Source organism: Morganella sp. EGD-HP17 (genome assembly GCF_000512315.2).
Taxonomy (GTDB): Bacteria; Pseudomonadota; Gammaproteobacteria; order Enterobacterales; family Enterobacteriaceae; genus Morganella; species Morganella morganii.
This window is the reverse complement of record NZ_AZRH01000009.1, coordinates 25,884-39,731: the sequence shown is the minus strand read 5'-3', so window position 1 is coordinate 39,731 and position 13,848 is coordinate 25,884. Positions and strand designations below refer to the sequence as shown.

13 protein-coding genes are annotated in these 13,848 nt (G+C 49.9%); 5 read left to right on the top strand and 8 right to left on the bottom strand.

All coding sequences use genetic code 11. From position 1 onward, the window contains the following. Positions 1-795: 795 nt before the first annotated feature. Complete coding sequence (locus X965_RS10910) at positions 796-1,707, bottom strand: LysR family transcriptional regulator (protein WP_036418081.1); 912 nt, start codon at positions 1,705-1,707, stop codon at positions 796-798. A 100-nt stretch (positions 1,708-1,807) separates the two neighbouring features. On the opposite strand from X965_RS10910, the gene X965_RS10905 reads away from it, so the two are divergent. Both X965_RS10905 and X965_RS10900 read left to right on the top strand, forming a co-directional pair. After that, positions 1,808-2,440 carry a metal-dependent hydrolase gene (locus X965_RS10905; protein ID WP_036418079.1) on the top strand — a complete coding sequence of 211 codons (633 nt, stop codon included), beginning with the start codon at positions 1,808-1,810 and terminating at the stop codon, positions 2,438-2,440. Between the two features lie 59 nt (positions 2,441-2,499). Then, complete coding sequence (locus X965_RS10900; protein ID WP_036418077.1) at positions 2,500-3,135, top strand: LysE family translocator; 636 nt, start codon at positions 2,500-2,502, stop codon at positions 3,133-3,135. A gap of 23 nt (positions 3,136-3,158) precedes the next feature. Here the strand turns inward: X965_RS10900 and X965_RS10895 are convergent, their stop codons facing one another. Further along, entirely contained in the window at positions 3,159-3,476 is a 318-nt protein-coding gene (locus X965_RS10895) for a helix-turn-helix transcriptional regulator (RefSeq protein WP_004234724.1), read from the bottom strand. Beyond that, positions 3,473-3,802, bottom strand: coding sequence for a type II toxin-antitoxin system RelE/ParE family toxin (locus tag X965_RS10890; protein ID WP_036418075.1), 330 nt, complete (start codon positions 3,800-3,802; stop codon positions 3,473-3,475). Before X965_RS10890 ends, X965_RS10895 begins: the two co-directional genes overlap by 4 nt. Positions 3,803-4,087: 285 nt before the next feature. On the opposite strand from X965_RS10890, the gene X965_RS10885 reads away from it, so the two are divergent. Next, entirely contained in the window at positions 4,088-5,572 is a 1,485-nt protein-coding gene (locus X965_RS10885; RefSeq protein ID WP_036418073.1) for an aldehyde dehydrogenase family protein, read from the top strand. Positions 5,573-5,610: 38 nt separating this feature from the next. Here the strand turns inward: X965_RS10885 and X965_RS10880 are convergent, their stop codons facing one another. After that, the gene (locus tag X965_RS10880) at positions 5,611-6,603 is read right to left on the bottom strand and encodes a hypothetical protein (protein ID WP_004234719.1); all 993 of its coding nucleotides are present in this window, start codon (positions 6,601-6,603) and stop codon (positions 5,611-5,613) included. A gap of 148 nt (positions 6,604-6,751) precedes the next feature. On the opposite strand from X965_RS10880, the gene X965_RS10875 reads away from it, so the two are divergent. Next, positions 6,752-7,534, top strand: coding sequence for a sulfite exporter TauE/SafE family protein (locus tag X965_RS10875; RefSeq protein WP_004234718.1), 783 nt, complete (start codon positions 6,752-6,754; stop codon positions 7,532-7,534). On the opposite strand, the gene X965_RS10870 is transcribed toward X965_RS10875, so the two are convergent. Continuing rightward, entirely contained in the window at positions 7,531-9,018 is a 1,488-nt protein-coding gene (locus X965_RS10870; protein WP_036418072.1) for a PLP-dependent aminotransferase family protein, read from the bottom strand. The genes X965_RS10875 and X965_RS10870 overlap by 4 nt on opposite strands. A gap of 135 nt (positions 9,019-9,153) precedes the next feature. Between X965_RS10870 and X965_RS10865 the strand changes: the two genes are divergently transcribed. Continuing rightward, on the top strand, positions 9,154-9,630 hold the full coding sequence (locus X965_RS10865; protein ID WP_036418151.1) for a GNAT family N-acetyltransferase: 477 nt from the start codon (positions 9,154-9,156) through the stop codon (positions 9,628-9,630). Positions 9,631-9,682: 52 nt separating this feature from the next. Here X965_RS10865 and X965_RS10860 read toward each other — a convergent pair whose 3' ends face one another. Genes X965_RS10860 through X965_RS10850 form a run of 3 tightly spaced genes read right to left on the bottom strand, consistent with a single transcriptional unit; the run spans position 9,683 to position 12,305 of the window. Beyond that, on the bottom strand, positions 9,683-11,008 hold the full coding sequence (locus X965_RS10860; protein WP_072144573.1) for an amidohydrolase: 1,326 nt from the start codon (positions 11,006-11,008) through the stop codon (positions 9,683-9,685). 19 nt (positions 11,009-11,027) lie between these two features. Beyond that, positions 11,028-11,504: a hypothetical protein gene (locus X965_RS10855; protein ID WP_004234713.1), complete on the bottom strand. Its 477-nt coding sequence runs from the start codon at positions 11,502-11,504 to the stop codon at positions 11,028-11,030. Between the two features lie 12 nt (positions 11,505-11,516). After that, the gene (locus X965_RS10850) at positions 11,517-12,305 is read right to left on the bottom strand and encodes a DUF3100 domain-containing protein (protein ID WP_004241147.1); all 789 of its coding nucleotides are present in this window, start codon (positions 12,303-12,305) and stop codon (positions 11,517-11,519) included. Positions 12,306-13,848: the final 1,543 nt, after the last annotated feature.

The window sequence follows — 13,848 nt, the reverse complement described above, 5'->3', positions numbered from 1 at the left end:
ATCACAACCAGCAGAAACACACTGTTTTATCTCGGTTCTGATGTTCACTTCTGCTATTTTTCACTGCTTTTTTGTTATTAAAATGATTTTGTAATCATTAAAAAATAGTTGAATTTAATGTTGACCCACGTCACAAAACTGGTATGATACCTCCATCGAAGCAAAACACGCTTACTCAACTAATTCAAAGCAGGAGTTCATTATGAAAAGTATCAAAACTTTCTTCTCTAATCTGACCCGTGCTGCTGCTATCATTGCAAAATACAGCAAAGCATTCTGATTAAATCAGACAGATATAAGAAAAGCGCCCTCAGGGCGCTTTTTTATTGCCTGCGATCCGGCCTGCAACAAAAGTTGAAGCGACTGACCGGCACAACGACGCACTCTCCGCTTTTCCTGCTGCAGTAACGTGCCGCTAACATCTTCAACATCTTGTTACTGATTAAAAAATCCTGCTAAATCAATTCAGTAAATCATAGCCAGCAGAAACACACTGTTTTATCCCGGTTATGATATTCACTTTTGCTATTTTTCACTGCTTTTTTGTTATTAAAATGATTTTGTAATCATTAAAAAATAGTTGAATTTAATGTTGACCCACATCACAAAACTGGTATCATACCCCCATCGAAGCAAAACACGCTTACTCAACTAATTCAAAGCAGGAGTTCATTATGAAAAGTATCAAAACTTTCTTCTCTAATCTGACCCGTGCTGCTGCTATCATTGCAAAATACAGCAAAGCATTCTGATTAATCAGACAGATACAAAAAAAGCGCCTTTAAGGCGCTTTTTTTATGTCCGCAGTTTTTTCACCAGATAATCAATAAACACCATCATATGCGGCGGCTGATAACGCGACGGCGGATAAAGCAGCCAGGCATCCCCGCTGTAACGGGTTTTAAACGTCCAGTCCGGCAGAACCTGCACAATCTCCCCGCTCTCCAGCGATTTACGCGCCGTAAATACCGGCAGCCCGCCGATCCCGAGATGTGATTTCACCCCGCCGAGCCGCACCCCGCTGTGGTTTGATGAATAACGCCCGTGCACATTCACAGACACCACTTTATTCCCCTGCTGAAAACGCCAGCGGGTATCTGCCGCTTCCTCACTGAGGAACAGGCAGCTGTGATCCTTCAGCTCCTGCGGATGAGACGGAGTGCCATATTCCGCCAGATACTGCGGCGTGGCACATAAAATATGACTGACCGTAAACAGCCGCTTGCCGATAAGCCCCGGCGGCGGTTCATTGGTAATACGGATGGCAAGATCGATTTCCTCATCAATCAGATCCATATAGCGATCTTCCAGACGCAGCATCACATTCACACCGGAATTCGTTGCGAGGAATTCATTGATAAGCGGATGCACCATAAAATAGCCCAGTGCTTTCGGGGCGCCCAGACGCACCAGCCCGGAAGGTGTTTCACTGAACTGCCCGCAGGCACTCATCACCGCTCCCGCAGAATTCACCAGCGCCTGACAGTGCTGATATACCGCCTTGCCACTCTCATTCAGACGCAGCTTGCGGGTCGTGCGCTGCAATAACCGGGTATTGAGTGCGCGCTCCAGCCGCGAGACCGCACGGCTGATCGCAGACGGTGTCGCGCCGAGCTGCCGGGCAGCTTCCGAGAAACTGCCGGTTTCCACCACTTTGGCAAATACCGCCATTTCCTCGAGTAATGCGAGGGTTTCATTTGTGATCACAGGGAATAAATCCTTTGCATTTTTGCCGTATTATCATATGACAGTGCCTGCAATACAATGTCAGACAACACGACACAATAATAATGAGGCACACATCACCATGACAGAAAAATGCTATCTGACCAGCCGCGCCTTACAGGGCACCGCCACTGTCCTGGAATGCCGTCCGGCAGAGGACGGGCGCTATGCGGTTATCCTCGATAAAACCCTGTTCCATCCGCAGGGTGGCGGGCAACCGGGAGACACCGGCACACTCGGTGACGCCACTGTTCTTCACACCGCTTTTATGCCGGAAGGTATCATTCATTACACCGATATACCGGTCGCCCCCGGTGAAGTTCAGATGAATGTCGATGCGGAGAAACGTCAGCTGCACTCGAGGCTGCATACCGGCGGGCACCTGCTCTCTCATGTGATGGAAACTTTCGGCTGGAAACCGACCAAAGGACATCACTGGCCGGATGAAGGACGGATCCAATATATTCCTGCCGGTTCCCCGGTGATCGTGGATCCGGAAGATGTCCGCCGCCACTGTCAGGCGCTGATCGACGCGGATCACTCCTGTCATCACTATCAGGATGAGGACGGCATGTTTCAGATCCGTTTTGCGGATTTTGAACCTTACTCCTGCGGCGGCACGCATGTGCAGTCACTCGGCGAGATCGGCACACTGGTGCTGAAATCCGTGAAAACCAAAAAGGGCGTTCTGTCCGTTCAGTACGACGTCATCTGACGGAGCCTGTCTCTCTGCGGCGGCACTCCCGCCGCCCCTGTTAATCTGCTGAGGTTATGATGAATCTGTTCAACCAGAGTGAATTTCTGGCGCTTGCGCTCGTCCATTTTTTCATTGTTGTCTCGCCGGGGCCGGACTTTGCCGTGACGCTGCGCCAGAGTATTTATCACGGACGCAAAGCCGGGCTGATGACAGCACTCGGCATCGGTGCCGGGATTTCCGTGCATGTGGTGTACACACTGGCTGGTGTGACAGCCCTGATGCAGGCCACACCGTGGCTGATGGATACCGCGAAATACATTGGTGCGGCTTATCTTATCTGGCTGGGCATTCAGTTTCTGCGCAGTAAAGGCGCAAGTGCCGCTATCGCCCCGGAGAGCCCGGATAGCGCCCCGGTACAAACGGCCGGCAAGGCATTTTGGATGGGATTTCTGACCAACGCCACCAACCCGAAAGCGATGCTGTTTTTCCTGGCCATGTTTACCACGCTGGTCAGTCCGTCCACGCCGGTGACGGTGAAACTGTTCTACGGCGTGTGGATGTGCGGCGTAAATGCGGCCTGGTTTATGGCCGTCTCCGTTCTGTTCTCACACCAGCGTATCCGTGAGCGGTTCCTCGCACACAGCCGGTTGTTCGACAATGTCATCGGCACTGTCCTGCTGCTGTTTGCCGGGCGGCTTTTGCTGGCTGTATAACGGCAAGGTAACCGCCGGTATTATCAGACAGACTCCGAAATTACAGGCAGAAAATCAAAAGATAATCGTCCGCCAATGGCGTCTGCATAACGAATCAATGTTCCCAGTTGCGGGTCATAGTCCCCTTTTTCCAGGCGGGAAATATTCTGTTTTTGCGTCGCCATTTTTTCAGCCACTTCAGCCTGGGTAATTTTCCGGGCTTTTCTCGCTGCTTTTAATGTATCCAGCAATACTTTTCGTGCCTGAATTTCATCCAGTGCATCAATGACTTCAGGATCTTTAAGTAATGTATTTTTCAGCTCTTCAAAAGGGACTAAATCATAATCATCATTACGACTCATTTCAGCCTCCTTATCACTTCTTTCATTCTCTCATGTGCTAACTCTAGCACCTGCTTTGGTGTTTTCTGCGTTTTTTTCTGAAAGACATGCACAATAATTATATGGTTTCCCCGGTAAAAAAAGAAAACCCCTCTGGCACACCCTTCATGAGAACGGATCCTCAGCTCCTTCAGCCCGTCACGATGAAGGTCACGGACAACCGGTTCTTTTAGAAATGCACCGTATTTACGCAGGGTTTCAAGCCCGGTCAGCATCTCAGCTTTAAGTCCTGCGGGTAGCTTCATGATCTCTTTTTCTGCTGCTTTAATCACTGAAAGTTCAAACATCCTTCATCCCAATGTTTTCTTTTCAGTTTATCGTCCGCACCAAATGTAATCAAATATGATTACTGTATACCATAACTCTATTCAATATGGCAAAAAAATAAATTTGGTAATTAATGCTGCCTTTTGCAGTTATAGCCAAATTCATTGCCACGTTAATAGTTTGATATGGTAATGTTTAAGGACGTTAATAAATACGTGCAGTTACGTTCTCATGTATTTACGCCTTGTTGTCCCGATGAGGCCGTTCCGGCGCTCATCAGTCACCCGGACAGAACGGAGAAAATAATGATTAAACTGAAAGATATAGAACAGGCTTTGCGTCCTCAGCCATCCTACAAAATGCTGATTAACGGCCAGTGGGTCGAAAGCAGTGATCACGCCAAAAGCCAGACATTTAATCCCGCAACCGGTGAATTACTGGCAGATTATCCGGCCGGTACCGCGCAGGATGTCAACACAGCGGTTGCCGCCGCCAAAAAGACCTTTGAAACCTGGCGCCATACCTCTCCTGCGGAACGTCAGCAGCTGTTACTGAAAATTGCCGACCGCCTGGAAGCCGAAAAAGAGCGCTTCGCCACCCTGGAATCCCTCGACAACGGTAAGCCGTATAATGAGGCTATTTCCATCGATTTACCGGCCGCGATTGACCATTTCCGCTACTTTGCAGGAGCTATCCGCGCCCATTCCGACCAGGCCGATGTGCTGGATGAAAACACCCTGAGTCTGGTGATCCGCGAACCGCTCGGCGTTGTCGGTCAGATTATCCCGTGGAACTTCCCGCTGCTGATGGCTGCCTGGAAACTGGCGCCGGTCATTGCCGCCGGAGATACCGTGGTGATAAACCCGGCCAGCCTGACCCCGCTGACCCTGCTGGAACTGGGCCGCATCCTGAATGATGTGCTGCCTGCCGGGGTGATTAATATTGTTACCGGTCGCGGCTCTGTGGTCGGCCAGGCGATTCTTGACCATCCGGATGTGGACAAAGTGGCGTTCACCGGCTCCACCAGTGTTGGTTACACTGTTGCTGCTGCCGCCGCGAAAAAACTGATCCCGGCCACTCTGGAACTGGGCGGTAAATCGGCGAATATCGTGTTCCCGGATGCCAATATGGAAAAAGCCGTCAAATATGCAGCTATCGCGATCCTGATGAACCAGGGTCAGGCCTGTGAATCCGGTTCACGCCTGTTCCTGCACAAAGATATTCACGATGAGTTCCTGAAAAAACTGAAAGCCCGTTTTGAATCTGTCAAAGTCGGCGATCCGATGGCGAAAGACACTCAGATGGGCAGCCAGGTCAGTCAGGGACAGCTTGATACCATCCTCAGCTATGTGGAACTGGCGAAAAAAGAGGGTGCCACCATCCTCACCGGCGGCGAACGCCTGACCAGTGACGGGCTGGATGCCGGGTTCTTTATGAAGCCGACGATTATCACCAATGTCCCCAATCAGATGCGGGTTGCCCGCGAAGAAATTTTCGGACCAGTACTGGTGGTGATCCCGTTCAGTGATGAAGATGAAGTTGTCGCGATGGCAAATGATTCCGAGTACGGGCTGGGTGGTGCGGTCTGGACACAGGATATCAACCGCGCACTGCGTGTGGCGAAAGCGGTCAGAACCGGCCGTATGTGGGTGAATACCTATCATGAGCTGCCGGCTCATGCCCCGTTCGGCGGTTATAAAAACTCCGGGCTGGGACGGGAAACCCATAAAATGATGCTGGATGCCTATACCGAAGTGAAAAACATCTATATCAGCACCAAAGAGTCATAATTAACGTAAATGCCCGGCGACGCCGGGCATTTTTTTACTTATTTATTGCTTTTCGCTTCAGGTGGCGGGTTTTTCCCGGCAGATCGCGCAATACTGTACATCTGCTGCATCATCATCTGATCCGCAGTTTCCGCCACAATAATCACATAGCGCCGCTCTTTCTGGTCATAGCGGAAATAGGTGCATTCCGGCTTACCCCAGCGGTTGTAATAGATCGCGCCGTTCTCTTCCTGATAGATAATGCCTTTCTGCTGATTCAGCCATTCATCAAAACGCCAGCGGTATTTCGGGACTTTCACCAGATGAATAATACCTTCCGCGTCACTGAGCGGATCACGGAAGCGGTAAATCTCCGTATTATCATCATCGCTTTCAATATGAAGGCCGCCGATATCGCGGACATAATCGCCGCCCTCCTGTTTTTTCAGGTCGATGGCCATTGTTTCCGGCAGCGTGACTGAGATATTTTCTGTCATTCTGATGGTGTCACCGGGAACCGGCGGGAAGCCGTTCTCTTTGTAATACTGACGCTGCGTTTCCAGATAAGCTTCATAGGAGGCGGCTCTGACATCAGATACCGCTTTCATTCCGGCCAGTTTTTCGGAGGTATGATCGGCACGGGAAAGGGTCATTTTCAGGGTACAGTTAAAGAAGCCGCACGCGCCCTCTTTTTCCGTGGTCAGATAGACGGTTTGTCCGCTGTCCGGTGATGTCCAGGTCGTCTGTATATTATTCAGATCAAAGGTATCGCCATGAATATCACTGTCAAAACGGTTACCGCTGTTATCCACCGTGACTCTGCCCGGCTCAAACCAGAAGAATGTGGAGTCTTTCAGGCTGACCATGGTGTCGCGGATTGCGGCTTTGACATTTTTTTCCGGATCACTGTTCTCCGGCGCATTATCCGCCGGGTTATCATACGTGACGGTAATATCATCAATCACATAATATCCGTCCGGTGCAGGCGGCGGGGTTTCCTTACATCCGGCCAGCAATGCAATCACCACAGATAAAAATACGCCCCTTTTCATGACTCATCCTTTATTTAATCACCGGAAACCCGTTGTGATCATAGCGCAAAGAATGAGAAATCCTGACCGGAATTATCCTTAAGTGTATTTATCTGTCCGCCATGGGGTATGATAACTCCCCTGTTTGTTCCGGCCCGGGGAAAGGACAATGGCCATTATCACAACACTGATCACAGGCGCCTTAACCGGGCTGATTATCAGCACCACCGGTGTCGGCGGCGGAGTGATAGTGCTGCCAATCCTGACGTATCTCTACGGCATGAATGCCCTGATGGCCGTCGCCACCGCCAATCTTCTCTCCATGCTGATGAAGGTCGCCTCCTCCTGGCTGCACTACAAACTCGGCAATATTCCGCTCCGGCGCGCCATGATTGTGCTGGGGATTATGCTGCCCGCCACCTTCGGTGCCAGTCTGCTGGTGACATGGCTTGCCTCGGTACCGGCCTGGCAGGCGATCACAGAAAAGAGTATTAATCTGCTGGTCGTGGCGGCGATCCTGTTTTCACTGTGGCTGTTTATTCAGCGGATGTTTTTCCCGCCTCCGTTACCGGCGAATACGGCTGAAACCCCCATGTCAGTACGGGAGCTTTTGCTGCCGGGGATCACCGCCGGTGTGGTACTGGGGGCAACGGGGGTCGGCGGCGGGATTGTGGTGCTGCCGATGCTGCTGCGCTATGCAAAGATGGATATCCGTCAGGCTATCGGCACCTCTATTTTTGTCACCACCCTGCTCTCCGGCTCTTCTGCTATTGCCTATATGCAGGACGGACACACGGATGTCCGTCTCGCGTTGTGGCTGTTTGCCGGGTCCCTGCTCAGTATGCCGCTGACCAAAATTCTGCTCACGCGGATGCCGGATCGCGCTTTTCAGTACGCCACGCTGATCCTTATCCTGTGCAGCGCAGTGATGATGACACTGAATCTGTTCTAAACCGTCACCACACCCTGAGCCTGTAACGCCTCCGCCAGACGGCGGATGCCATCGGTGAGTTTCTCCGCCGGATAGGCGGCAAACCCGAATAATACCCCTTCCTGCGGTGCATCCGGACGGCAGTAACGGGCCAGCGGCTGCATGCCCATGCCGCACTGCCGTCCTGCCTGAATCACCGTCTGTGCCGGAACACCGTTTTTCATCCTGCATAACAGGTGGATCCCCGAGTCACTCGGCACAATATCCAGCAGTTCAGGAAGGTATTGATTAATGGCATCCGTCACCGCCTGCCGCCGCTCATAACAGGCTTTGCGCACCCGGCGGACATGCCGTGCATAGTGACCTTCATTAATAAACCGGGTCAGCGTGGCCTGCTCCAGATAGCCGCAGCCGGTATCGGCATAATATTTTGTCACCTCAAAGGCCGGGATCAGCGCTTTCGGTACGACGAGAAATCCCAGCCGGAAGGCGGGATAGAGCATTTTGGAAAACGTTCCCGCATAAATCACCCGCTGATGCCTGTCCAGCCCCTGCAATGCCTGAAGCGGACGATCGGCATAACGGAACTCACCGTTATAATCATCCTCCAGGATCCAGACATGGTGTTTTGCCGCCCAGGAGAGCAGCGCCGATCGCCGGGCCAGGCTGAGTGTGCCGCCGCCGGGAAACTGATGTGACGGTGCGGTGAACACCAGTTTCGCGTCCGGCCAGCGGCGCAGGCCGTCATACACATCCATGCCCTCTTCATCCGCGCGTACCGGACGTACTGTCAGCCGCTGTGATAAAAACGCCCCGCGCGCACCATCATAGCCGGGGTCATCCAGCCAGACTTCATCCCCGGGCTGTAACAGCGTCTGCACTGTCAGGTTAATCGCCTGCTGGGTGCCGTTGACAATCAGGATCTGGTCCTCATCGCACTGCAATCCGCGGGTGGCACGGACATAATGACAGATTGCCCGGCGCAGCGGCGGGTAGCCGTGCGGCTCACTGTGCGTATGCAGCGCATAGCGGGACTGACGCCAGACACGGCCGAGCAGCCGCCCCCAGACATCATGCGGAAACAGATCCACACATCCGGTACCGACCATAAACAGTGCATCGGACGGCGCACCGGATGCAACACGCTGCGACAGCAATGTTTCTGCCAGCGGGCTGATATTGGCGGTTACCAGTTCCCCGGTTTCATCCGCCGGGGATGCCACCGGTCCGCTGATGGCGTGATCCGGCAGATTATCCGCCACAAAGGTACCCGCGCCGCGCCGGGTGATGAGATAACCCTCATCCTGCAACCGCTCAAACCCGGCAATCACCGAGTTACGGGAGATACCCATCATCTCCGCCAGCGCCCGCCCGGACGGCACTTTGCTGCCCGCATGCAGGCGGCCGCTGAGGATCGCCTCACGCAGAGCGTGATACACCTGATCTTTGATGATCCCGTTACCTGTCAGTAATTCGGGGAACGCTGCCGCGCCGGATTTTCGCATAGTGACCTGAAGTGGATCTGTTAAAAATATAAAAAGTGTATCTTATAAAGAACCAAAATAACACGTACTCTTCACATCACGGAAAACGCGCGTTTTCTTCACAACAGCAGAATGCAGAATAATGAGGGAAACACCATGAATAATACAATGACATCATCCGTACCGGATCTGGTGACAGTGGCGCCTGCCACACAGAATGATTATGCGGGCTGGCTGTCGCATTGGCTGGCCTATCAGGAATTTTATAAAGTCAGCTTTCCGGAAGAAGTCACACTGACCAGCTGGTCACGTTTCTTTGATGAAAAAGAACCGATGTTCTGCGCCGTGGCGCGGATGAACGGCAAAGTCATAGGGTTCGTGCATTATCTCTATCACCGCTCCACCTGGGCGGAAAAAGAGTTTTGTTACCTGGAAGACCTGTATGTGGATCCGTCTGTGCGCGGCCAGCATATCGGCAAACAGCTGATTGAGTTTGTACAGCAGCAGGCGCTGGCACGTCCGTGCGGCCGTCTCTACTGGCACACCCATAAAGATAATACCCGTGGCCAGCGTCTGTATGACTGGGTGGCAAATAAATCCGGTGCTATCGAATATATTATGCCGCTGAAGTAATGGCAGTAATATCCTATAAAAAAGGCCCGTTTCCGGGCCTTCAGGGGGATGATCAGTTCTTAAAGGAACTGATAAACGAGAGGTACTCTTCTTTACTCATCAGCGGCTTATATTCCGCCATCAGGGCTTCCGCACCGGCGGCATCATCAAACAGCAAATCAATAATTGTCATTGCCATCATCTGAGCCGGACGGATATAGGCCATATCGTCATCAAAAACGACATAATCTTTGCCGTGCAGCCCGCCGCGCACTGAACCAATCCACGGATGACTGACCGGCATGATATGGGACAGATCCCCGGTGTCAGTACTGCCGGTCATATGCTCGGCAACCCAGACATTTTCATCACCAATCAGACCTTCCGCATTCTGCTGTAACAGATCATTCAGTACGTCATTGTTGTACAGCGGCAGATAGCCCGGTAAATCTTTCACTTCCACTTCGGCACCGACAGACATGGCACCAGCCACCAGCGCACGGGTAATACGCTCGTTGGCATCGATCATTGCCGGCACGTTTGAGGCACGGACATAACTTTCCATGCGCACATCACTCGGGGTCACGTTCACCAGATCACCGCCCTGGGTGATGATCGGGTGGAAACGGATATAATCCTTCTCCTGAAAGGTTTCACGGATAGCATTCACACCCATGATACCCATCATTGCCGCATTCAGGGCGTTAATCCCCATATGCGGTGCCGCCGCAGCATGTGCCGGTTTGCCTTTGTAATTAATCAGCTTGCCGATAAAGCCGTTGGTGGTGGTGGAGATTTCAATAAATCCGTTGTCACGCTCAGGTTTGACGCTGGTCAGGTGGATCTGCATCGCCATATCCACATCATCAAACTCACCGAGGGAAATCAGCTCCGGCTTACCGCCGATATAACTTATTTTGCCCTGTTCGATAAGCTTGTTGCGGTACGCGAGTTCCACATATTCCTCAGCCGGAACGGCGAAGGGCACTACATCCCCCGCCAGATATTCCATCGCCCCGGAATCCACCAGCCCCATAGTGACCGCCATCATATTGGCGATCTGCGCATTGTGACCACAGCAGTGTGCCGCGCCGGTCTGGTCATCCGCATCAGGGTGTTCAGCACAGATAATGGCATCCAGCTCACCGATCACCGCGACACTGCGTTTACTGCCTTTTCCGCCTTTCAGGCGGGCTTTGACCCCGGTGAGCGCCAGCTGATTACGGTAGCTGACACCCAGAGAATCAAATGCCGCTTCGACCTTCTTCGCTGTGCGGGTCTCTTTATAACCCAGCTCCGGCTCTGCCCAGATATTCTCTGCCAGTTTTTTAATGTCACCCTTGCGGGCGGCAATCGCTTCGCAGACTTTGGCTTTCAGTTGTTCTTTGGTCATTGTCATGCTGAATATTCCCCTCTGATCAGATAACGCCACTCCATGTGAGCGTCAGTTGGCCGATAAGTGCGGCAAATAAGAATGTCCCGGAGAATACCGCCAGTGACACCGGGATAATGCGCCATGAAATCGCTTTGAATTTATCGATATCTTTACCCAGTGAAAGACCCGCGAAGGCCAGTACTGTGGTACTGATAACCGCGATAGAGACTTTACCGGTCATGGCAATCATTTCTTTGTCATACGGGAACAGCGGTGAACACAGACCGGCGGCGATCAGGGAAACCCAGAAGATCACCGGCAGTTTGCCTAACGGCGGGATCATCGCGATCAGGTATGCCGCGAAGGACATACCGCCCAGCAGTGTCATCGCCAGCAGTGTATCGCTGAACACCTGCCCGAACTCACCACGGCCGTACATTGACCCGCCGACTGCATCGCCGAGCGCGGTAAAGAACACCACCAGAACCAGGATTATGGCTATTTCTGTCATCTTTTTCATGATTAGTTATCCTTATTCAGTATCCGCAGACGCCGTTGCACGTTTTCTTTTCAGTTTGTTGTACAGATAAGACGCAAACGGTAAGGAGAAGAAAATATAGATGTACAGACCTAACACAGAAGACATCAGGTTCGCGGAAGACGAGAACGCCTGAATATCCGCAGCCTGGTCAGGATAGAGTTCCAGCAGAGGGGCAACCGCCGCCGCCAGCATCGAGCCGCTGCCGACACCCGCACCCATTGCCAGAGCAAGCGGACTGAGAATGTCCAGACCGGCGATCACACTCGCGAGGATCCCCATCCAGACAGCACCGTACAGCGTACCGCAGATATACATTGCCATGACACCGCGGCCTTCCGGCGAACTTAAGCCGTATTTGGCTTCGATGATGGCGATGTTCGGCTCACGGCCGACAGAATAGGTGGCACCGACCGCTTCACGGCCCATACCTAACATAATCGCCAGCGGCAGACCCAGCATAATGGTACCGATAAAGTGGCCCACTTCCTGCAGAACCAGCGCACCACCGGCCTGAATGATTTTTTCCCAGGAGGCCCCGACGGAAGTACTCAGCTTGGCGATCAGGATCACCAGTGCCACACTCATGATAGAGGTCGCATGCGCCATGTTCTTTTCGTTGAGGATTTTAAATTTCGGAAAGCTGATAATACCACCCATCAGCATGGAGTAGAGCATCGGAAAAACCATCACCAGACTGATTTTAATTTGCCCTATCGCTTCCGCAAGAAGAATGATAAATAAGCTAACCAAAAGCAACTTACTATCTTTTAATATATCCATAGTGTTACCTTTATAGGAATTGTTATTGAGAATTACTCGTGTGTATTTATATAAAAAACGTACCCTTTCCATATTCATACTACCCGCGGGACTGTTTTCCTGACAATATTCCGAAAATTCCTCAGCCATGCCTTTTGGGCATGCCATAAATTAATAAATTAATATTTATTGATTAACCCTGTCCTGACTACTTATTTCGGGTTACTAATTAATAGATAATTCGTTAAATTTCAATGTGATATAAAATGCTATAATTTTGTGAAAAACATTATTCGATAAGTGATATTGGTTTTGATTAAAATAAAAAGAGAAATATTCAAATAAGACAATAATGTGAAGCGGCTCCTGTTTTTTTAATTTTCCGGTCCGCTGATTTTAATGAGAATGATTTTATATAATGATGAAAACCCCGTTTTAATACTGAATTTATTCAGGAGGTACCGGGATGAACATCTTATTACACCTTCCAATCACCGTTATGGCAAAATATTTGACTGGCAGTAAAAAATCACCATTGTAACGGATAACATGAATAAATCAGATGTAGATCACATTATTTTATCAATATGGACACAGGTCACAATATTGACTATTAACCCGGCCCTCAGCACAGAAATCCGGAAAACCGCGTTGTACTGAACGGGTTTCATCCGCTGGTATTCCTCCGGCAGGCTGTTTTTCACACAAACGCAGAAAACCCGGGTAAACACAGCAGAATTGATCGCTGAGTGCCTAATTGCGTTGCTTAATTGTTACCGGATTGTGGGTTTCTTTTTCTGTCCGTAAATCTGTTTCATCAGGTCTCAGAAATATTTTGCATTTGCTCACGCATAATTACTTAAAAAACACATCGGTATCAGAGTATACCCTCATGTAAACACCACGGATAATAAATAAATTTTTCTTAACTGTGATGCAGGCTGCAATATCCTAAATCACGGATAACGCCTTACATCTTAAGATGAGTATGCCGTGTGACTGACATCACCGTTGCTATAATTATAAATAAAATTGCATTATTTATTTTCGGCTGTAATCCATTTTTCTCCCTGATTAATTATTGCGATAAAACTAAACAATAAAACTAATCACTTTTGTATATGATTAAAATCAAACACTTTTTGTAAATAGTGATTATGTCCTGTGATGAGCATATTAAGATTGGGATTAGTGGTTAAATGCATGACCATTAGTTAACTAATTACATTTAATCACTATAAATATGACTTAATGTGACATATGAAAAAAGCAAACAGGAAATGACACCAAACAATCCGCTATTTTTTAGTCAGTTTCCGTGAAAGAGTTTTGTTCATATGCAATATATAATTTCATTTCTTACCCGGGTAATAATATTTAAATTTAAATGTTATCGCAATATAAAAAATAGCAGTATTTGCATGACAATTGACACTCTAATAAACAATTATGATAATACTGCGGTATTCAAAGAATATTGCTCAGAATTATTATTAAATTATCCCAGCTTGAGCCTCACGGGATTATTTATTTAATAATATAAATAAAACAGATTATTATTAAA